The sequence below is a fragment of the Streptomyces venetus genome, from assembly GCF_039540295.1.
Lineage (GTDB): Bacteria > Actinomycetota > Actinomycetes > Streptomycetales > Streptomycetaceae > Streptomyces > Streptomyces venetus.
Genome location: NZ_BAABET010000008.1, coordinates 292831 through 313524, shown reverse-complemented (window position 1 = coordinate 313524; position 20694 = coordinate 292831). Strand labels below are relative to the sequence as shown.

Genomic DNA, 20694 nt, shown 5'->3' with positions numbered 1-20694 from the left:
CGTTCCTCTTGTCGGTGTGTGCGACCGATGCCGGCGGGTACGGTCGCCGGGGTCACGGACCTGTGTGGGTGAAGGGGAGCCAGGAACTCGCGGGCAGACCGGTGTCCTCACGGAGTCGCAGCAGCGCGGTGTGCAGGGCGTGGGCCGCCTTCTCGGGATGCAGGACACCGTCGGAGATCAGTTCCCGGTGGACGAGCCGAGCGACGTCCGCCGCCGCGTCGTCGGCGATCGACCACAGCGCCGCGATGACATGCCGGTAGCCGGTGTAGTGCAGGACGGCGGCCATCGTCAGGGCCTCGTCCGGCATTCTGGGGCTGCCCACCGCGCTCTTGCAGGCCGACAGGAAGACGAACTCACCGCGATGGCTGAGTGCACTGAGGTCACCGAGAGTGAGGGTCTTGTCGAAGAGGGTCAGGCCTCCTGCCAGCGGATCCACGACATTCTGGTCGCCGTGACAGCTGAACTGTGTCCAACGGTGCGCCGGTAGTTCGGACTTCACCGCGTCCCATGTCGCCTCCGCGTTCTCGAGCAAGGTCAGCCGGTCGGGCAGCAGAGACGTGAGCACGTCGATGTCCTGCCGTACCGCCTGGAGCGGTTCCTGCCCCGGGGTCTGTGACATCGCGACCAGGAGCATGCGCCCGTCCGAGGCGCGGTCGGGTGGTTCCGGGGCTCTGAGCCTGGCCTCCAACAGGGCCCGCAGGGTGGGCGTGTAGGAGGAGACCACCCGGTCGAGGACGGTCCGCGGGGGGCCCTCGTGGGGGCCGGCGTGGTGGCCGGCCGCGTGGAGAGGCAGGAGTGTCAAGGCCCCCGTCGGGCACCACCACAGGCGCGGCCAGTCATCACCCTCGGGTCTGTTCACGAACCCGAGGTCCTTGAGGACGGGTTCGGCGATGCGGTCCCACAACCACTCCAGCACGGAGGCGAGTACCGTCTCGCGTTCCGTCCGGGCGTGGTGCAGCTTGTCCCGGGCAGCGGTGTAGGCGGTGATCTCGGCCCTGCTGCGGTCGCCGCTGTCGAAGGCTTCGCGGGCCTGGAGCATGGCCTCGGTGGCGAGTTCGACGTCGAGCAGCGAGCCGAGGTATCTGTTGGCCTCTTCGATCAGCTCCTTCTCCGTGACCCTCGGCAGCGGCCTGACGCGCAACCGCCCGTCGGTGATGATCAGCGCATCGCAGCGCAGTGAGGAGATGTTGACCAGCACGACGGGGCCTTCGTCTCCCAGCGAGAGCAGCCGGTCGATACCGTGCGGCTTGAGGAAGTCCGTGAACCCGTCGAGCTGCCGGACCTGCTCGACCAGGTCGTCCCATTCCCGGGCCAGCGCGGAACGGTCCGGTGGTGCCGGATCCCCTTGAGGCTGTCCCAGAGACGGGATGGATGAAGGCTGGACGGGTGCGTCGAGAAGCATGCGGAGGTGATCGAGCCGCACGGCGAGGTCGGACGCGGCCTCTCGCAGCGCACTGAGGTCGGCCCGCATGTCCAGGAGGCGGGACCACATCACGCCGCGTCCCTGCTCGGCCAGTTCCACCGCGCGTGCCGGGTTGTCGGACTGCAGAGCGCAGGACGCGGCGAAGCGCGCTTGCCCGGCGAAGCGTCTCAGATGGTGCTGGCTGTCCGCCTGCTCCGCTCCGCGCCACGCGAGCAGTGAGAGCAGACCGACCGCAGTCTCGGCTGCCTGCACCGCGGCCGGCCAGTCCTCGCGTTCGGCGGCCAGGGAACACCACCTGGCAGCGGCGTCGATGCGGCAGGAGGCGGCCGCGGAACCCATCCGGGCGGCCTCGCTCAACACGTCCGCCGCCTCGGTCGCGTCCTCGGGCCTCCGCGTGACCGCGTACCGTCTCCCCAGCGCGGAACCGAGGCTGACCAGGTATCGGGCGCGGTCCGGATGGTCGGCCAGCGCGAGTCGGGTCGACCGTCTCAGGAGCCGCACGGCCTCGTCGAGGTCGGACATCCGATCGCCCCGCTTGTACCGGGTGGCGAAAGCGGCGCCCAGGTTGTGCAGGTGGACACTCTCACAGGGGTGTCCCGGCGGAGTGGTCCGCACGGCTTCACGCAAGGCGGCCAGGGCCGCTTCGAGATCGCCTTGTGAACCGTTCCTGTCGAAACGTGTCGCCAGCGTCCCGCCGAGGTTGGACAGCAGGCGTGGGCGCTCCGGGTCCGATACGGAGGCGGTCGCGACGGCCTCCTGGTCGTAGGCGATCGCCCTGCTGATGTCCTCTTCGTCGAAGGTGCGATGGAACCGCGTGCGAAGCACCAGGGCGAGATTGCTCAGGTGACCGATCCGGTAAGGGTGGTCCTCGGGTATTGCCGCCACGGCCAGCGTCCCCGCCTGCACGGCTTCGTCCAGATCGGCGAGCCGGCCGCTGTGCTCGTGGCGGACTTGCAGGGCGTGGCAGAGGTTCGACAGATAGGGAGCGCGCTGGAGGGGGCCGGGGGCCGCGCCGACGGCCTGTCGCAGACGGTCGACGGCGTCGTCGACGTCGCGGGAATCGCCGATACGCATGAAGCGTCCGAGGTGGGCGCTTCCGAGGTTGTTCAGGTCCGCGTGCGCATCGCACGATGCGCCCTTCGTGCGCTCGTCGGCGATGGCCAGGCCGAGCGTGGCAATGGCTCGGTCGAGATCCGCCACGTCACCGCTTCGCCGGGACCGCTGCGTCAGAGCCGCGCCCAAGGCGGACGAGTCGCCCGCGGAGTCGAAGAGTCCGATCGCTTCGTCGACGTCGTCCATGACCTGCAAGTGGTCGAACCTCTTCGCCAGGGCGATGCCGAGAGCGGACTTGGCCGCGGACAGGCTCGGGTGGTGCGCCGCGGTGGAAGCAAGGTTCGCCCGCTGTGCGGCGATCGCCTCGTCGATGTCGTCGGACTTCCCCAGCCGCTCGAAACGCGCCGTCAGGGCCTTGGAATAGGCTGACATGTGCAGATGCCGGTTCGGGTGACTGAAGTCGGCACAGTCCAGGGCGTGCCGGGCTGATTCGACAGCACGGTCGAGGTCCTCGAGCATCCCACGACGCTCGAAGCGATCGACCAGCGTCGTGGCGAGATTGGAGAGGTAGTCGGGGCGATCGGGATGGTTCGGAGGCGTCACTTCGAGGGCGCGGCCGACCAGCCGGACCGCCTCGTCCAGGTCCGTGGCGGACGCGGAGGACCTGGCTCGTGCCGCGAGGGCCGAGGAGAGGTTCGAGAGGCGGATCGCGTCGTCCGGGGAGATTTCGACGGCACGCTCAAGAAGGTCGATCGCCGCCGCGAGATCCGCCGGGTCCCGATTCCGGCTGTGGCGTACCTGTAGTGCCGCCCCCAGGTTCGCCCCCACCAGTACAGACCAGTCCGGTCCAGCCGCCCCCGCCTCAAGAAGAAGCTCGATGGCCTCGTCCAGCGCTTCCTCGTCACCGGAGGCCAAACTGTGCGCGAGCAGGGCCTCGGCCCGCGCGGACAGCAACCGCGGATCACGGTTGCCCGCTTCGGGCGGCGCGAAGAGCGGGCGCAATTCGTACGGCAGCCATTCGGTGTCGACCGAGGCCAGCCGGCCGAACAATTCCAGCGCCACCTGGAAGTCGGTGCTGTGCTCGCCCTCACCCAGCAACTGCCACCGGATCCAGTGCACCCACGCGACCGTCGCCGCCACTTCTGCGGGCGGCCCCTCGGCCGACAGGCTCGTCATCCGAACGAGATGCGCCGCTGCGGCGACCGCGTCGGGGGTCAGTACACCGGAGGGGTCACCGCGTGTGAAGAACGCGAGAAGGCGCTGCTTCACCATGAGATGCAGCTGCTCCGGGGATACCTCGAACATGTCCATGCTGCTCCGCATCTCGCGCCGACCCAGGGCAGCGGTCTCTTCGCACCACGCACTTCTTCTTCGTCGCCCGGAACACCCCCGCCCGTCATCGGACCATACGAACACCCCGCCCCCTATCTGCCCAACTGATAGATCTTAATGCCAATTTGACACCTTCTGCCGTATCCCGAAACTGGGCCTGGCTCGGCCGGTGAGGTCGGCGATTCCACGGTGTGGCTGCCGCTCCGCCAGTGCTGTGAGTCGTTCAGAACGGCACGGTGGTGAACGTCATCCGGGAGAAGACCCAGAGGTGGCCACCCTTGTCCCACATGTGCACGTAGCCGGTCACCCGGCCGACCACGCCGATCCCGCGCTCGCCCGGCAGCCACAGCGAACGCACGCGCCGGAACACACGCCACAGCGGAATGCCGCCGACCTGATCGTGATCCGCACTCAGGCCGGCAGCGGTCAGCTGGCCAAGGCCTGCTCGGTGGTGGGATGGCAGGGGATGAGGGTGTCCACGCCGACCAGTTGCAGGACCCGCAGGACCGAGTCCTGGGCCCCGGCGATGCGCACCCACCCGCCGGTGTCGGTCGCTTGCTGATAGGCGGCGACGAAGACGTTGATGCCGCTGGAGTCCATGAAGGTCACACCACTGAGATCCGCCACGACTCGCAGCGGCACCGTCGTGTCCTCGGCCAGCAGGGCTTGGCTGAGCACGTCCTGGACGTCGTGGTCGATCTCACCCCGCAGCATCACGACACGGACGCCCGAAAGCACGCGGTGTTCGACGGAGAGCCGCTCCGGCCGGTCCGCTGATTCAATGTGGGCCACGATCTCCCCGACTGCGATTTAGGCTTGTCCCCGGTTTACGGCACGCGCGGATGATTCTGCCCCACCCGTCCGGCCGGATGCATTCACGTGGAGGTTTTCGAACACCACCCATCCGGCATGGACGGCGGCAGAGGGGGTACAGGGCGCGCGAAACGGGGAGTGAGGACGAGGCCAGTGGAATCCGACACCAAGGGTGGGGACTGTACAACGCCGGACGGGCATCTGGCACGCGTCGGCTTCGCCCTGGGCGGAGACGAGGGATGCATCGCGGACGCCCGCCAGCACGCCGCCGCGTTTCTCGACCAGGCCGGCGACGACTACGGGATCCTGGTGCCGGCGCGCACGAGGGACCTCACCCAGCTCGTGGTCAGCGAACTCGTCACCAACGCCTGCAAGTACGCTCCGGGCCCCGTCCTGGTGGAGCTGGGTATCACCGCCGAAGCCGTGGAAGTGGTCGTGTGGGACAGCGCCCCCACGGTTCCGACCGCCCGGGCGGCGGATCCCGGCAGGGTCGGCGGCCACGGCCTGGAGATCGTCAAGGCGGTGACGGAGGGACTGTCCGTCGATCAGGAGGCGGTGGGTAAGCGCATCACGGCCCGCCTCGCCCTGCCCGGCGTATCCGAGGACGCTCCCGTCAGGAGCCTGCCGTAACGAGGCGCCGTGCTTGGCGTGATCAGGAAGTCCTGGGTGAAAATACTGGCCGAACCGCCCACAGGGGCCAGCCGCGCGGCTTCAGCCGGTTCCGAGCCCGGCGCGCAGGAACGCGGTGGCCTGGTCGATGGCGGCTCGCGTGGCCCGGGTCTCGCTGAGCGCGTTGAGCAGCATGAAGTCGTGGATGGTGCCGTCGTAGCGCACGGTCGTGACGGGGACGCCGGCCGAGCGCAGTTTGGTGGCGTAGGCCTCTCCCTCGTCGCGCAGCACATCGGCCTCGTCGACGCACAGGTAGGTGGGCGGCAGCCCGGTGACCTGCTCGGTGCTGGCCCGGTTCGGCGATGCCGTGATCTCGGCGCGCTGTGCCGGGTCGGTGGTGTAGGCGTCCCAGAACCACTCCATCGCTTTGCGGGTGAGGTAGTAGCCGGTGGCGAACTGGTCGTACGACGGGGTGTCCATCGCCGCGTCGGTGACCGGGTAGTACATCGACTGCTGCAGGAAGGTGACGTCGCCGCGTTCCTTGGCCATCAGCGCCAGCGCGGCCGCCATATTGCCGCCCACCGATTCACCGGCCACCGCCATGCGGTCGGCGTCCAGGCCCTTGGACGCCCCGTGCCGGGTGATCCACTGGGCGGTGGCGTAGCCCTGCTCGATCGCGGTCGGATAGTGGGCTTCCGGCGAGTTCGGGTACTCCACGAACGCGAGCGCCGCGCCGGCGCCGACGGCGAGCTCGCGCACGAGCCGGTCGTGGGTATCGGCGTTGCCCAGAATCCAGCCTCCACCGTGCATGTACACGATGACCGGCAGCATGCCGGCAGCGCCCCGCGGCCTGACGATGCGTACCCGGACATCCCCCACCGCGGCGGGAACCGTGATCCACTCTTCGTCGACCGGTGGCTTGCTGACCGGGGCCGACTGCGCGTCTGCGAGGACCTTCCGGGCATCGGCCGGGGCCATCTCGTACAGGAACGGCGGCTTCGAGAACCCCTCGGCGACGTCCTGAGCCGCGGGCTCGAGCACGATGGTGCCGGCAGCAGACATGACAGCACTCCTCACACGAAGTCTCAGACATGGACTTTTGCCCAGAGCGCGCGGCGCTGTGCCGATGCCGGCTCGTCACGCACCGGATCTTCCCGATGATCAGGCGATCAATCGCGCGATCGCGGCTTGGTGGCTGCCCGCCGTAACGGTACGTCTCCACGCTCGTGACGCTTTCCATCTAACACCCGCCGAAAGGGCCGTTCCAGTCGGGGCGATCGCCGTCAGCCGCACGGCCCGCGTCTCGCGCCGATACGTCAGCGCGGAGGGATCGCCGCCTCGGCCGCTGCCTTGATCCGGGCGCCGAAACCGGCGGCATCCTTGCGGGCGGCAGTGAGCGCCAGGCCGACGAGGAGCTTGCCAAGCCCGTGGCCCTCCAGAACGTTGAAGATGCGGACCCGGGTCTTGTCGGAGGCCATCGGCTCCAGGTCGTAGCCGCCTTCGCTTGCCGTCACGCTGTTCTTCGACACTTCGGCCCACCGGATCCTGACCGGGGCTTCGAGCTCGGTGATGCGGAATTCCCTGGACGTCTTCATTCCAGCGTCCTTGACCGTGCTGCGGAACACGGTTCCCACGGCGGTCGGGGCATCGGGGACCCGCTCGATCGTGAGCACGCGGGGGCTGAACTGTGGATCGTTGCGTCCATCGGCGAGGTAGTCGAAGACCGCTTCGACGGGACGATCGATCTCGATGGTCGCTTCGAACTGCCCTGACATGAGCACTCCTCGATCGCCTGAACCACGGCGTGCCCGCGGCTTCGTTCCGAAGATTCCCGCCGAACCGTGGACCTGCGCGGTACTGCTCCGTACGCACCCGAAGGGCCTAGCGCGCGAGTGGCCCCGGGGCCGAGGCTCGCGATCAGCCGGGCCGCGTCTTCGGGTTCGGCGTCGAGGACCGCTGCGACGGCACCGAGAGGCATGGCCATCTCCCGGAGCCGGCGCAGCGTGACCACCCGTGCCGCCTGGTCAGCACCGTAGTAGCGGTAGCTGGTCGCCAGGTCGACCTCGACAGGAGGAAGCAGTCCGGAGTCGGCGTAGAAGCGCAGGGCGCCGGCGGTCAGCCCGGTGCGTCGGGCGAAGACCCCGATCGGCATCAGCTCGGATCTCGTCACCCCGCCGTCGTCGGCCTTCGACCAACTCGAAGGTCAACACCATCGGGTCACCGCTCGTGGGCCGGGAGTTCCGCGAGGGCCTTCTCCACGGCCGCGAGGACCGGCAACGGTGCCTTGTCCAGGGGTTCGCGCAGTTCCCGGCCCCGCCACCACCTGGTCGTGCGGCGGAACGTCTCCGCGCGCGCCGCGTCGACACCGCGGATGGCGTCCAGCACGGTCAGGTACGCGGTCCGGTCGTCGATGACGGCGTCGAGCCCGCTGCCGAGCGTCAGCGGGGCTCGCGGCGACGACGGCAGGGGGTGGCTCTCGGTCCAGGTGTACGTCCCGCTCCCCACCTCGTGACGCGCTCCGGACGGCAACTCGACGACGGCCCGTGTGTTCGGCGGGATCCTGGCGTGGAAGGACACCTCGTCGCCGTCGCGCCGCCACCCTGCCTCCGCGCGCCCGAACGGCGTCTCGTGCCAGACGGAGGCGTCGTCCAGTCCGTCCAGCAGGGTCGGTGCGACGCGGATGACCCTGTAGGCCGGTTCCATCGGTGCCAGTCCGGCGACACAGCGGTGCAGCCAGTCGGCCACGCCGCCCAGGGCGTAATGGTTGAAGGAGGTCATCTGGCCCGGGTTGATCGAGCCGTCCTCGAGCATGGAGTCCCAGCGCTCCCAGACGGTGGTCGCACCCATCGTGACGGGGTACAGCCACGAGGGGCATTCGGTCTGGGTCAGCAGGCGTGAGGCGGCGACGCGGTGGCCCGTCGCCGTCAGTGCCTCGCAGATGATCGGGGTACCGACGAAGCCCGTGGCGATGCGGTAGCCGCCGGCGCGGACCAGGTCGCGCAGACGGTCGCCCATGGCCTGCCGTCGCGCGCCGTGGACGAGATCGAAGACGATCGCCAGGGCGTACGCGGTGGGGGAGTCGGACATCATGCGCCCGTGCGGCGTGATGTAGGCGCCGCGGAAGGCCTCGGCGATCCGCTCCGCCAGGTCGGCATAGTGACGGGCGTCGCCTTCCAGGCCGAGGAGAGCGGCGGTCCGGGCGGTCAACTGTGCCGACCGGTGGAAGTACGCGGTCGCCACGATGCCCGCGTCGGTCTTGGCGTCACCGGGCCGCTCGGGCGGCGCGTCGGGGTCGAGCCAGTCGCCGAACTGAAGCCCCTCCTCCCAGAGCAGAGCACTGCCCGCCCTGTCCCGCACGACGTCCACCCAGGCCGTCATGGCCGCGTAACAGTCCCTGAGTGTGTCGTGGTCCGCGAAGCGCTCCCACAGCACGGCCGGTACGACGGTGATGGCGTCTCCCCAGGCGGCGACCGGCTTGAGGAGCCCGGGTACCTGCGGGATCACGGCCGGTACGACCATCGGAACGACGCCGTGCGCGGCGCGCTGTTCGAGCCGGACGTCCTCCAGCCAGGAACGGAGGAAGGCGTCACAGTCGTAGAGGAAGGCGGCGGTGGGGGCGAAGACCTGGATGTCCCCGGTCCAGCCCAGGCGTTCGTCACGCTGCGGGCAGTCGGTCGGGAGGGAGAGGAAGTTCCCGCGCATGCCCCAGACGACGTTCTCGTGGAAGCGCCGCAGCAGCGGGTGGGAGGTGGTGAAGTCACCGGTCCGGGGCATGTCGGTGTGCATCACGGCCGCCGTGACGTGTTCGGGGGTGAACGGGCCCGGCCAGTTGTCGACTTCGACGTAGCGGAAGCCGTGGAAGGTCCACTTCGGTTCCCAGACCTCCTCGCCGTCGCCGCTGAGGACGTAGCGGTCGGTCGCGGCGGCGTTGCGCAGTGGACGGGTGCCGAGTTCTCCGTGTTCCAGGACTTCGGCGTGGCGCAGGGTGATGGTGTGCCCCGCCTCCCCGGCGACCCGGATCCGGACCCGGCCGACGAGGTTCTGGCCGAAGTCGAGGATGGTCCTGCCGCTCGGTGAGGTCAGGACGCGTTCGACCGAGCGGTGTTCCGTCACGCGCACCGGTGGCGCCGAGCGCGGAGTCGGCGTCGCCTCGGGGACGACGGGGAACCGGACGGAGTTCCACTGCGCGTGGTCGAACGACGGGCCGCCCCACCCGGGCACGGCCAGGCGGGCGTCGTAGATCTCCCCCTGGTACAGGCCGGCGGACACGACAGGACCCCGCGCCCAACGCCACCGTTCGTCGGTGACGACCATGTCCACACTGCCGTCCTCGTACTCGAGCGTCAGTTGTGCGGCGGCAGCCGGTGGCCCTTCGTAGAAGCGCTCGGCGGCGTCACGGAACCCGAAACGCTCGGTGTACCAGCCGCCGGTCAGGGTGATGCCGAGCGCGTTGCGGCCGGGGCGGAGGAGCGCCGTGACGTCGGCGACGTCGAGGCTGACGCGCCATTGGTAGCTGTTCCAGCCGGGCTTGAGCTCGGCGTCGTCGACGGGGGTGTCGTTGACGCGGAGGTCGTAGGCGCCGAAGGCGGTGGAGTGCAGCAGGGCGCGGCGGACCGTGCGGGGTACTTCGAAGGCGGTGCGCAGGAGGTGCGGCTCGTCGGATCCGGAGCCGACGAAGCGGGCGCGCCACTGACCGGGGGCCAGGAATCCGGCGGTGACCTCGGTGCCGGCGCTCCAGCCGGACGCGGAGCCGTCCTTGCCGCGCACCCGCACGCGGACGAGAGCCGATTCGAGCGGCCGCAGTGGTTCGAAGGGCCAGTCGACCAGGACGGACTCGGGACCGTCGACATGTGCGGTGGCCGTCGTGCCGTCGCGGGTGACCTCGATGTCCGCGGCGGCCTGTACCCATGAGGGCAGCGTCGTCGTGGTCTTCCAGGAGAGCGGGGGACGGGCGTCCGGGACGAAGGGGTCGTCGCTGTGGCCGATGCGCGGAGCGCCGGCCCGCACCTGGTCGGAATCGGTCATCGGGCGTCTCCGGCGGGAGTCACGGTCAGGGCATCGGTGGTTGCGGCTGCCTCGGCCGGTGGCCGCTGGACGCGCCGGATGATCAGCATGCCGATGCCTCCGGAGACCAGGGCGAAGAAGGTCAGCAGGACATAGAGGCCCGAGGGACTCCAGTCGATCAGTGCCGGAGTGACGAGGGCGAATCCCGACGCGACGAGGCGGGCGACGGCCATGGTCGCCCCCTGCACCGTCGCCCGCGCGTTGACCGGGAACGACTCCTGGGTCCAGATCTTGTACAGCGCTTCACCGACGAAGGGGAAGCCGATGTTGTACAGCACGAGCGCGACGATCATGACGGGCAGGACGACGCCGCCGGTGACCGCGATGAGCAGCTGGCACGACGTGAAGATCACGACTCCCGCGACGAAGAAGCGGCTGCGCCACCTGGTGTCGGCGATGCGGGTGAAGACGATCGTGCCGACCAGGCCGATGAGGGTGGTGACGAAGGACAGGGCGGTCGCGAAGGTCTGGGAGGTGCCGCCGACCGTGACCAGGAAGTAGGTCTTGAACGCGCCGAAGGTGTTGGCGACCAGGGTGAAGAAGAGGTAGAAGAGCGCCGTCAGCACCATCATGGCGGCCAGGGAGCGGTCGCGGAACAGAGTGCGCAGAGGCAGCGCGCGGAAGGGGTCCACTCCCTCGGCGGTGTGCCGTGCGTCGGCTTCCGTCTCCAGCTGGCGGAACGGCGGGTAGAACGCGCGGAAGGCGAAGGTGGCGACGGCGAGGACCGCCAGGGTGGCGAAGATCAGCCGGATGCCGAACGTGTCGAGCGTCGAGACGGCGAAGCCCAGGGACGTCGCGAAGACCACGCCGGCGGTCCACATCACGTGGGTGAAGGCGACGAGCCTGCCCTCGGTACCGGCCGGTGCCCGTTCGGAGAGCACGGCGATCGAGGTCGGGAGATCCGCTCCGGCGGCGACGCCGATCACGACGACGCCGGCGACCAGCACGCCCGCGTTGGGCGCGAACGTCACGGCGAGGGCCGCCGCCGCGTACAGCAGGATCGTCAGGGAGAACACGCGTCCACGGCCGACGAGATCGGCCAGTCGTCCTCCGGTCAGAGCACCCACGGCGATGAACAGGGTCAGCGCCGACCCCAGGAGGCCGACCGTCCAGACGTCGAGTCCGAAGCTGTCCTGCCACAGGGCCAGCCCCAGCCCGACCGAGATGATGGCGCCGGAGTCGAGGAACGAGGCCATGCCCGCTGCCACAGCCAGCATCCAGTGTCTGCGGTCGAGCCGCGGCGGCGAAGCTTTGGTCTGCGCCATGAGGTGCTCCATTCTGCACGGAGGTGGTGCCACGCCCCCTTGGTAATACGTTTTACCAAGGGTGCGTACAGCAGAGCACGGCACTTCAAGGGGTAGTCAAGGGGGCGGAAAGTAAATAGTGAATCGATTTACCAAACGGCCTCGACCGCCCCGTGCCCGAAGGTCACGAGGGTCCTGGGTTCAGGCGCCGACGGTGGAGGCGCGCACCACGAGCTCGGGTGAGAACTCGATCTGTGGCGCCGTGCGTTCCTCGCGCGCCGTCCCGGAAGCACGCAGCGCGGCGATCTCGTCGATGAGCAGGTCGGCCGCTGCGGCGCCGAGCCGGGCGTGCGGTGTGCGCACCGTGGTCAAGGGCACCACCGTCGACTGGGCGAACTCGATGTCGTCGTAACCGGCCACGGCGATGTCCTGGGGAACCCGGATCTGCCCGCCGGTCACGAGGGACTGGATCACGCCGATGGCCAGCAGATCGTTGGCGCAGAACAGGGCGTCGGGACGGTCGGCGGGGTCGCGTGCCGCGAGCCGGTCGGCGCAGGCGATGCCCGCCTGCACGGTCCGCTCCGGGACGGAGATGATCTCCAGGCTCGCGTCGGGCACGCTCTCGATCACGGACAGGGCGCCGCGCTGCCGGTCGGCGACCTGCCGCAGGTCCAGTGAGGACGCGACGAACCCGATCTTCCGCCTGCCCAGTTCGATCAGATGCCGGACCGCGAGACGGCTGCCGGCGACGTGGTCGGTCGAGACCGAGGGCTGCCGGGGCGACACCGCGCGCCGTGCGCTGAGCACACTGGCGATGCCGCGCTGCCGGAGCCGGTCGAGCTCCGGCTCGACGTCGCCCACGGGCGAGATGATGATGCCGCCGACGCGCTGCTGTTCAAAGAGCTGCAAGTACTCCCGTTCCCGCTGACGAGATCCGGTGTCGTTGGCCATCAGCAGGTACATCCCCCGCGCGGACACGCGCTGCTCGATCGCCGCGGCGATCTCCGGGGTCGTGGCACTGGCCAGTTCGAACGCGAGGTAGCCGACCACCGGGCTGGCCCCGGTGCGCAGGATGCGGGCCGCGTCATTGGGCACGAACTCCAGCGCGGTCACCGCCTGCCGGATCCGCTCCCGGGTGGCCTCGGAGAGCTTGTGAGGCTTGTGGAAGTAGTTCGACACCGACGACTGCGACACCCGGGCGAGCTCGGCGACGTCCCTGATGGTGACCTTGTTCAGGAGTCCTCCCAGGCATCCCTCAACCCGCGCCGCAGTTCAGCGGCATGACCATGGTAGTCACGGCGACTCCGGCGCGGTCGGCCCACCGCGAGCCCTTGCCCGTGCTGCGCGAAGTATTGACACCCCTTGTTCGACTGCGTACATATGACTGCGCAGTCATGACAGCGCGGTCATATCGCTGATCACGCGGTCGTACCGCTGACCATCTGCACGCGGATCAGCCGTGACAGGCCAGGAGTCGGCCAGGAGCCGAGCCGCCGAGCACCGGGAGACGACATGGCCCGAACGGGAAGAGGGGGGAGCCACCCCGCCCCGCCGAGCGGCGCGGACGTGGCCGGCGCGGCCGGCGTCTCCCAGAAGACGGTGTCGCGGGTTTTCAACGGCGAGCTCGGTTACCGGATGGGACTTCCGCCGTACGGCACGTGACCCGTGCGCCGACGCGGTGCGTGCGACGCAGTGCGTGCGCCGCAGATCCGACGACGCAGATCCGACAGGGCGACCTCGATGCCGCGGTAGCGACGTCCGTGCCTCGCCCTTCCTCTCACACACCCCCCCTTCCCTTCGCCCACCGGCGGGAGTTCACCATGCCCAGATCCCTCGATCCCACGTCCTCCATGAGTCGTCGGCGGTTCCTCGCCGTGACCGGCGCGATGTCCCTCGGCAGCGCGCTCACCGCGTGCGGCGGTGGCGACTCCGGCACCTCCGCGCGGGCCAAGCCGGTGAGCCGGGCCGACATCGACAAGGCGATGAAGACGCCGACCGAGCTGACGTTCTGGACCTGGGTCCCCGACATCCGGCAAGAGGTCGCGCTCTTCGAGAAGAAGTACCCCGCGATCAAGGTCAAGGTCGTCAACGCCGGCCAGGGCGTCGAGCACTACACCAAGCTGCGCACCGCGCTCAAGGCCGGCACCGGCGCACCCGACCTCGCGCAGATCGAGTACCAGGCGATCCCCACCTTCACGATCACGGGCAGCCTGCTGAACCTGGCCCCGTACGGAGCCTCGGCGCTGAAGGACCGGTTCGTCGACTGGACGTGGGGACAGGTGAGCGGCCCCGGCGGCGAGGTCTGGGCGATCCCCCAGGACACCGGCCCGATGGGCATGCTCTACCGCAAGGACATCTTCGACACGCACGGCATCCAAGTGCCCAGGACCTGGGACGAGTTCGCCGCGGCGGCGCGCAGGCTCCACAAGGCCGACCCCGACGTCTACCTGACCAATCTCGCGGCGAACGAGCCCGCCGCCTGGCACGGTCTGCTGTGGCAGGCGGGCGCCGAGCCGTACACGACCTCGGGCAAGAGCTCGCTCTCCATCAGCGTCGACGACGCCGTCTCCCAGAAGCTCGGCACGTACTGGGGCCGCCTCGCGAAGGAGGGCGTCATCAGCACCGACCCGGACTTCACCGACGGGTGGTACGCCGGGTTCAACAAGGGCAAGTACGCCACCTGGCTCACCGCGGCCTGGGGCCCCGCCTTCCTCTCCGGCTCGGCCAAGTCCACCGCGGGCAAGTGGCGAGCGGCGCCGCTGCCGCAGTGGGACGCGTCCAAGCCGGTCTCGGGCAACTGGGGCGGCTCCACCACCGCGGTCGTCAAGTCCACCCGGAACCCCATCGCCGCGGCACGGTTCGCCCAGTTCCTCAACAGCGACCCGGCCAGCGCCAGGATGTTCGCCACCAAGCAGTTCTTCTTCCCGGCGACCAAGGCCCTGCTCGCCGACCCGGAGTTCACCGGCGGCGCCTCCGCCTTCTACGGCGGCCAGAAGGTCAACGCGCTCTTCGCCGACATCAGCGGCACGGTGCCCGCCTCGTTCCAGTGGCCGCCGTTCCTCGACCAGGCGGCGACCGACTGGACCGAGACCGTCGGCAAGTCCCTCGCAGGCAGGACCGACACCGTCGCCGCGCTGGGCGCCTGGCAGTCGCGGCTCACCACGTACGCCGAGAAGCAGGGCTTCACCCTCAAGGGGGCCTGAGATGGCCACCACCACCGCGGGCCCGGCCAGGAGGCCGCGCCGGGCGGGGCCGCTGTTCGTCGCCCCGTTCCTGGTCCTCTTCCTGCTGCTGTTCCTCGCCCCGCTCGGCTACGCCGCCTACCTCAGTCTCTTCCAGCAACGGCTCGTCGGCGGCACGGTCTTCGTCGGCCTGGACAACTATGTCACCGCGCTCAAGGACCCCCTGCTGCTCCACGGCGTCGGACGTGTGGCGCTGTTCTTCGTGATCCAGGTGCCGCTGATGCTGCTGCTGGCCCTGGTGTTCGCCCTCGCCCTCGACAGTGGGCTGCTGCGGCTGGCGCGGGTGATCCGGCTGGGCATCTTCGTGCCGTACGCGGTGCCGAGCGTGGTCGCCGCGCTCATGTGGGGCTACCTCTACGGCCGGGACTTCGGCCCGTTCGCCCAGCTCAGCCGCGAGCTGGACCTGCCGGCCCCGCGCTTCCTCAGCGAAGGGTGGATGCTGGGCAGTCTGGCGAACATCGTGACCTGGGAGTTCGTCGGCTACAACATGATCATCCTGTACGCGGCCCTGCGGACCGTCCCGCAGGACCTGTACGAGGCGGCAGCGATGGACGGGGCGGGCCCCTGGCGCGTCGCCTGGTCGATCAAGCTCCCCGCGCTGCGGCCCGCTCTGCTGCTGACCCTGCTGTTCTCGGTGATCGGCAGCTTCCAGCTGTTCAACGAGCCGAACCTGCTGATGAAGATCGCCCCGGACGTCATCAGCAGCTCCTACACCGCCAACCTCTACGCCTACTCCCTCGCCTTCACCGGCAACCAGGTCAACTACGCGGCCACGGTGTCCTTCCTCCTCGGCCTGGTCATCGTCATCGCCTCCTATGCCGTGCTGCTGACCGCGAACCGCAGGAGGGCCACGTGACGACCACCATGCCCAAGGCCGTGGCCGCCCCGGCCGCCCGGGCACCTTCAAAGCCGAGGCGGCGGCCCCCTGCCCGCCGCCGCAGCACCCCGCTGACGATCGCCATGCTGGCGGCCCTGGCCTACTTCCTCCTCCCGCTGTGCTGGCTGCTGGTCGCCTCCACCAAGAGCACACAGGACCTGTTCGACAGCTTCGGCCTGTGGTTCTCCCGCACCCCCCAGCTCTTGGCGAACATCAGGGAGACCTTCACCCAGGACGACGGCGTCTTCGTGCACTGGCTGCTCAACACGGCCGTCTACGCCGTCGTCAGCGCCTGCGGCGCCGCGCTGCTCGCGGCCGCCGCCGGATACGGCTTCGCCAAGTTCCGCTTCCGCGGCGACCGGGCCGCCTTCAACCTCGTACTCGGCGCCATCATGGTCCCGGCCACCGCGCTGGCGATCCCCACCTATCTGCTCTTCGCCAAGGTCGGGTTGGTCAACACGCCCTGGGCGGTCATCCTGCCCTCGCTCGTCAACCCCTTCGGCCTCTACCTGATGCGTGTCTACGCGGCCGACGCCGTCCCGGACAGCCTGCTGGAAGCGGCCCGCATCGACGGGGCGGGGGAGGGGCGGATCTTCTTCCGGATCGCCCTCAGACTGCTGGCCCCCGGCCTGGTGACCGTCCTGCTGTTCACGCTGGTGGCGACCTGGAACAACTATTTCCTGCCGCTGATCATGCTCAACGACCCGAACCTGTACCCCGTCACCGTCGGCCTCTCGTCCTGGGCCGAGCAGGCACAGAACGGCGGCGCGGGCGCGAGCGGCGACATGCTCCCCCTGGTCGTGACCGGCTCCCTGGTCTCCGTCCTGCCGCTCGTCATCGCCTTCCTCCTGCTCCAGCGCTACTGGCAGAGCGGCCTCGCGACCGGAAGCGTCAAGCAGTGACACTCCCTACTCTCCCGGAGGTTCCTCCATGGCGGAGCTGCCCGCCCGCGTCCTCTTCGGCGCCGCGTACTACCACGAGTACACCCCCGCCTACGACCCCCATACGCGGCCCGACGAACGGCTCAAGACCGACCTCGACCTCATGGCCGACGCGCACTTCACCGTGATCCGTGTGGGCGAATCGGTCTGGTCGACCTGGGAGCCGGAGAACGGGCGCTTCGACCTCGACTGGCTCCAGCCGGTCCTGGACGGTGCCCACGAGCGCGGCATCGCCGTCATCCTCGGCACGCCGACCTATGCGGTACCCCCGTGGCTGGCCCGCCAGTACCCGGAGATCACCGCGGAGACCGCCACCGGACAGCGCCTCGGCTGGGGCGCCCGTCAAGAGGTCGACTTCACCCATCCCGCCTTCCGCTTCCACGCCGAGCGGATCATCCGGAAGATCGCCGCCCGGTACGCGGACCACCCGGCGATCATCGGCTGGCAGGTGGACAACGAACCGGGCCTGCACCTCTTCCACAACCAGGGCGTCTTCCAGCGCTTCACCGACCACGTGCGCGAGAAATACGGGGACGTGGAGACCCTCAACCGGGAATGGGGCCTGGTCTACTGGTCCCACCGGCTGTCCACCTGGGCCGACCTCTGGACCCCGGACGGCAACGCGCAGCCCCAGTACGACGTCGCCTGGCGGGAGTTCCAGGCCCGCCAGGTCACCGAGTTCATCGGCTGGCAGGCCGACCTCGTCCGCGAGTACGCCCGCCCCGGCCAGTTCGTCACCACCTGCATCTCCTACACCCGCCAGGGTGTGCAGGACGACGAACTCTCCGCCCGGCTCGACATCGCCTCCGGCAACCCGTACTACGACATGCAGGACGGTCTCCTGCTGCCCGACCCCACCCCCGACGACCATGAGCAGGCGTGGAAGACCACCGGCGTCTGGGCGATGTACCAGACCGCGGACTGGATGTTCTCCTCCCGCCAGGAGCCGTTCCTGGTCACCGAGACCAACGCGAGCTCCATCGGCTTCGCCTGGGACAACCGGCCCGCCTACGACGGCCAGTGGCGGCAGACCGCCTGGGCGCACGTGGCGCGCGGCGCGAGGATGATCGAGTACTGGCAGTGGCAGACGCTGCGCTTCGGCGCCGAGACGTACTGGGGCGGTGTCCTGCCGCACACCGGGACGCCCGGTCGTGCCTACGCCGAACTCGCCCGACTGGGAGCCGAGTTCGGGAAGGCCGGGCCGCTCGTGGCGGGACTCCGGCCGGACGCCGACCTCACGATGGTCCACTCGACCCCGAGCAAGTGGCTCATGCAGCAGCACCCACCCCTCGCGACCGCGGACGGCACCCCCGACCCCGCCGCGTACCACCGCATCTTCGACCCCTTCTACCGTGGCGCCTTCGAGGCAGGCCGCCAGGTGCGGATCGTGCACGCACGGCAACTGCACGACCCGCTCGGTGAGCGCGAGGGGATGACTCCGGCGGACGGCGCACGCCGCCATCCCGTGCTGGTCGTACCGGGGTTGTACATCGCCGCGGACGAGACCCTCGACTGGCTCGCCGCCTATGCCGAGGCGGGCGGCCACCTGGTCCTCGGCCCACGCACCGGATACGCCGACCACGAGGCCCGTGCCCGCCTCTCACCGGCACCCGGTCGCCTGACCGAAGCCGCGGGCGTCACCTACGACGAGTTCAGCAACCTCGCGCACGACATCGCGGTGCACTCCGCGCCCGACAGCCCGTTGCGGCTGCCGCAGGACGCGACGGCGACCCGCTGGGCCGACGGCCTGACCGTCACCGACGCCGAGGTGCTCGCCGCATACGACCACCCGCACTTCGGTCGCTGGCCCGCCGTCACCACCCGCCGCCACGGGCAGGGCCGCGTCACCTACGTCGGCACGCTCCCCGGCCGGGACTTCGCCCGCGCACTGGCCACCTGGCTGGCACCCGCCGCATGCCACGGCTGGCATGAACTCCCCGCATCTGTCACCGCCACGACAGGCACGGCCCCCGACGGGCGCCGCGTCCACGTCGTCCACAACTGGAGCTGGGAGCCGACCAGCGTCCGGGCCCCGGTGGACCTCTCCGACGCCCTGGACGGGACGCCCGTCCCCGCGGGCACGGCGCTGGATCTCGGCGCCTGGGACGTACGCGTCCTCGTCTCCTGATCCAACCGCTGATTCGCCTCCTGATCCGGCCTTCGCGAGCATCACCGTCGACATCCCCGAGGAGGGGCCATGCAGAGAAGCAGACTCGGAAAAGCACTGGGGACTTTCGTCGCCGGATCCGCCATGCTGGCGCTGCCCATGACCAGCGCGCAGGCGTACAACCCGACCGGCGGCATCCTCTACCAGCTCGGGAACGAACCCTGCCTGAAGGGCCGCGGCAACTGCGCCGTCTACCCGAAGTCGGCCCAGCTTCCGAGCGGCCGCCTCGTCGCCGCCTTCGAGAAGGCGACGGTCGTGCCGGCGACCGGGAGCGCCGACGGAGAGACGCTCCCGGTCTACAGGAGCGACGACCACGGCACGTCCTGGCAGCCGCTGTCCGAGGTCAAGGCCCCGGCCTACCTCTCCAGGGACCCCAGGTACGCCAAGTACACCAGCAACTGGACCAACCCGTACCTCTACGTGCTGCCGCAGACCGTCGGGAACCTGAAGAAGGGCACGCTGCTCCTCGCGAGCGTCGTGTCGGGCGACGACCACTACTACACGGAGCACAAGGCCGCCGACCCGAACTGGACGCCGTCCAACGACGGAGACCGCAAGGACCTCGCGATCGCCCTGTACTCCAGCGGTGACGACGGCCGCACCTGGAAGGTCGTCAACGTCATCGCCACGGGCGGCTGGCAGGGCGGCAGCGCGGGCGCGGTCGGCCGGAACGTCGCCGCCGCGAACACGCACCAGCAGGTGGACCCGCTCTGGGAGCCGTACCTGATGGTGCACGGCGGCAAGCTCGTCTGCTACTACTCCGACGAGAACGACTATCTGGGCTTCGATCCGGCGACCGGCGTACCGATCCCGGACCCCGCGAACGACACCGCCCCGGACTCGCACGGCCAGATCCTCGTCCACAAGACCTGGAACGGCCGCAGCGCGCAGTGGAGCGAGCCCGTCGTCGACGTCGCCGGACTCACCCAGGACATGGGCGGCGGCAAGACGGAGATCGGCGGCGGCCGCCCCGGCATGACGAACGTCGTCCCGACGACCGACGGCAAGTGGCTCCTCACCTACGAGTACTGGGGCGGCGGCGTCAACACCAGATACGTACGCGCCGGCAACCCGCTGAGGTTCTACGCCGGTTCCTCGGACAACCCCGTCACCTCCCTGCCGGTCGACCCCGGCTCCCGGCCCCTCGCGGTCAACGGCAGCCCGGTCGTCATCCGGCTCCCCGACGGGCGCCTGGTCTACAACGCGGCGGGCAGCGGCAACGTCTGGGTCAACGAGAGCGGACGCAGCGACGGACTGTGGAAGGAGTACCAGACGACCTCACGCGCCGGGTACAGCCGCAACCTGCAGTACGTCCGGGGCACCGGCCGCATCGCGATCCTCAACAACCAGGACACGTCGGTGATCGCCCACGCCGAGGTCGACCTCGGCCGCTCGGCCGGCGCCTACTACCGGCTCGTGAACCGCAGAACCGGCCAGGTGATCGGCACGGGGAACAAGACCAACGACGCGAACATCGGCAACGGCGACGTCCCGGACGTCCGCCTCGAGGACGCCGGCACGGCGGCGAACCAGGACACCCAGTACTGGCACATGGTGACCGAACCGCAGGGCGGTACGACCCTGCTGAACAAGTCCGGGGGCCGCGCGGCGGCGATCTGGAAGGGCAGCGCGACGGTCGGCCGGCGCATCGGCCAGTGGGTCGACGACAGCGCCACCGGCAGCTGGAACGTCACCCGGACCGCCGACGGCTACTACAGGTTCCAGGCGGTGAAGAACCCGGACGTGTACCTGACCGGTGCCTCCCGGGGCGCGCCGCTGACCTTGCAGAACGCGGTGGCCGACGGCTCCCAGGAGTGGCGGCTCGTCCAGCAGGCACCGAAGAGGTAAGCGGGGTCGGCGCGATGGGTTCCCGCCGCACTCACGAGGAACGCCTGCGCCGCCCACGTGAAGTCGGCGTTGGTGAGCACC

At 69.7% G+C, this 20694-nt stretch carries 15 protein-coding genes and 1 pseudogene; 7 read left to right on the top strand and 9 right to left on the bottom strand.

From position 1 onward, the window contains the following. Positions 1 to 52: 52 nt before the first annotated feature. From ABEA82_RS26570 to ABEA82_RS26560, 3 genes are all read right to left on the bottom strand, one after another. Positions 53 to 3781, bottom strand: coding sequence for a CHAT domain-containing protein (locus ABEA82_RS26570; RefSeq protein WP_345664184.1), 3729 nt, complete (start codon positions 3779 to 3781; stop codon positions 53 to 55). Between the two features lie 250 nt (positions 3782 to 4031). Further along, complete coding sequence (locus ABEA82_RS26565) at positions 4032 to 4178, bottom strand: hypothetical protein (protein WP_345664183.1); 147 nt, start codon at positions 4176 to 4178, stop codon at positions 4032 to 4034. A 56-nt stretch (positions 4179 to 4234) separates the two neighbouring features. After that, complete coding sequence (locus tag ABEA82_RS26560; RefSeq protein WP_345664182.1) at positions 4235 to 4600, bottom strand: STAS domain-containing protein; 366 nt, start codon at positions 4598 to 4600, stop codon at positions 4235 to 4237. A 174-nt stretch (positions 4601 to 4774) separates the two neighbouring features. Here ABEA82_RS26560 and ABEA82_RS26555 point away from each other — a divergent pair, with 174 nt between their 5' ends. Then, positions 4775 to 5251, top strand: a complete 477-nt coding sequence (locus ABEA82_RS26555; RefSeq protein WP_345664181.1) for an ATP-binding protein — start codon at positions 4775 to 4777, stop codon at positions 5249 to 5251. 81 nt (positions 5252 to 5332) lie between these two features. Here the strand turns inward: ABEA82_RS26555 and ABEA82_RS26550 are convergent, their stop codons facing one another. The 6 genes and pseudogenes from ABEA82_RS26550 to ABEA82_RS26525 form a co-directional block, all read right to left on the bottom strand. Next, entirely contained in the window at positions 5333 to 6292 is a 960-nt protein-coding gene (locus ABEA82_RS26550; RefSeq protein ID WP_345664180.1) for an alpha/beta hydrolase, read from the bottom strand. A gap of 254 nt (positions 6293 to 6546) precedes the next feature. Further along, complete coding sequence (locus ABEA82_RS26545; protein WP_345664179.1) at positions 6547 to 7005, bottom strand: SRPBCC family protein; 459 nt, start codon at positions 7003 to 7005, stop codon at positions 6547 to 6549. A gap of 140 nt (positions 7006 to 7145) precedes the next feature. After that, positions 7146 to 7400: pseudogene (locus ABEA82_RS26540) on the bottom strand (MerR family transcriptional regulator); the annotation flags it as partial. 47 nt (positions 7401 to 7447) lie between these two features. Continuing rightward, positions 7448 to 10255 carry a family 78 glycoside hydrolase catalytic domain gene (locus tag ABEA82_RS26535; RefSeq protein WP_345664178.1) on the bottom strand — a complete coding sequence of 936 codons (2808 nt, stop codon included), beginning with the start codon at positions 10253 to 10255 and terminating at the stop codon, positions 7448 to 7450. After that, positions 10252 to 11559, bottom strand: coding sequence for an MFS transporter (locus ABEA82_RS26530; RefSeq protein ID WP_345664177.1), 1308 nt, complete (start codon positions 11557 to 11559; stop codon positions 10252 to 10254). The genes ABEA82_RS26535 and ABEA82_RS26530 overlap by 4 nt, the downstream gene beginning before the upstream one ends. A gap of 180 nt (positions 11560 to 11739) precedes the next feature. Next, complete coding sequence (locus ABEA82_RS26525) at positions 11740 to 12759, bottom strand: LacI family DNA-binding transcriptional regulator (RefSeq protein ID WP_345664354.1); 1020 nt, start codon at positions 12757 to 12759, stop codon at positions 11740 to 11742. Positions 12760 to 13050: 291 nt separating this feature from the next. Here ABEA82_RS26525 and ABEA82_RS26520 point away from each other — a divergent pair, with 291 nt between their 5' ends. The 6 genes from ABEA82_RS26520 (at position 13051) to ABEA82_RS26495 (ending at position 20613) form a co-directional block, all read left to right on the top strand. Continuing rightward, a complete protein-coding gene (locus ABEA82_RS26520; RefSeq protein ID WP_345664176.1) occupies positions 13051 to 13200 on the top strand; it encodes a LacI family DNA-binding transcriptional regulator in 150 nt (49 codons plus the stop codon). A 158-nt stretch (positions 13201 to 13358) separates the two neighbouring features. Beyond that, positions 13359 to 14741 (top strand): ABC transporter substrate-binding protein, encoded by a 1383-nt coding sequence (locus tag ABEA82_RS26515; RefSeq protein WP_345664175.1) that lies wholly within the window; start codon positions 13359 to 13361, stop codon positions 14739 to 14741. A gap of 1 nt (position 14742) precedes the next feature. Beyond that, positions 14743 to 15636, top strand: coding sequence for a carbohydrate ABC transporter permease (locus ABEA82_RS26510; protein ID WP_345664174.1), 894 nt, complete (start codon positions 14743 to 14745; stop codon positions 15634 to 15636). Then, positions 15633 to 16559, top strand: coding sequence for a carbohydrate ABC transporter permease (locus ABEA82_RS26505; RefSeq protein WP_345664173.1), 927 nt, complete (start codon positions 15633 to 15635; stop codon positions 16557 to 16559). Before ABEA82_RS26510 ends, ABEA82_RS26505 begins: the two co-directional genes overlap by 4 nt. Positions 16560 to 16587: 28 nt before the next feature. Next, the gene (locus ABEA82_RS26500) at positions 16588 to 18726 is read left to right on the top strand and encodes a beta-galactosidase (protein ID WP_345664172.1); all 2139 of its coding nucleotides are present in this window, start codon (positions 16588 to 16590) and stop codon (positions 18724 to 18726) included. Positions 18727 to 18795: 69 nt separating this feature from the next. Then, the gene (locus ABEA82_RS26495) at positions 18796 to 20613 is read left to right on the top strand and encodes an RICIN domain-containing protein (RefSeq protein ID WP_345664171.1); all 1818 of its coding nucleotides are present in this window, start codon (positions 18796 to 18798) and stop codon (positions 20611 to 20613) included. Positions 20614 to 20694 lie beyond the last annotated feature (81 nt).

Bases quoted from the DNA above. Each gene is read 5' to 3' on its own strand.
- ABEA82_RS26500 (WP_345664172.1), top strand. From the start codon at position 16,588: ATGGCGGAGCTGCCCGCCCGCGTCCTCTTCGGCGCCGCGTACTACCAC.
- ABEA82_RS26535 (WP_345664178.1), bottom strand. From the start codon at position 10,255: ATGACCGATTCCGACCAGGTGCGGGCCGGCGCTCCGCGCATCGGCCAC.
- ABEA82_RS26530 (WP_345664177.1), bottom strand. From the start codon at position 11,559: ATGGCGCAGACCAAAGCTTCGCCGCCGCGGCTCGACCGCAGACACTGG.
- ABEA82_RS26515 (WP_345664175.1), top strand. From the start codon at position 13,359: ATGCCCAGATCCCTCGATCCCACGTCCTCCATGAGTCGTCGGCGGTTC.
- ABEA82_RS26510 (WP_345664174.1), top strand. From the start codon at position 14,743: ATGGCCACCACCACCGCGGGCCCGGCCAGGAGGCCGCGCCGGGCGGGG.
- ABEA82_RS26495 (WP_345664171.1), top strand. From the start codon at position 18,796: ATGCAGAGAAGCAGACTCGGAAAAGCACTGGGGACTTTCGTCGCCGGA.
- ABEA82_RS26550 (WP_345664180.1), bottom strand. From the start codon at position 6,292: ATGTCTGCTGCCGGCACCATCGTGCTCGAGCCCGCGGCTCAGGACGTC.
- ABEA82_RS26545 (WP_345664179.1), bottom strand. From the start codon at position 7,005: ATGTCAGGGCAGTTCGAAGCGACCATCGAGATCGATCGTCCCGTCGAA.
- ABEA82_RS26570 (WP_345664184.1), bottom strand. From the start codon at position 3,781: ATGTTCGAGGTATCCCCGGAGCAGCTGCATCTCATGGTGAAGCAGCGC.
- ABEA82_RS26520 (WP_345664176.1), top strand. From the start codon at position 13,051: ATGGCCCGAACGGGAAGAGGGGGGAGCCACCCCGCCCCGCCGAGCGGC.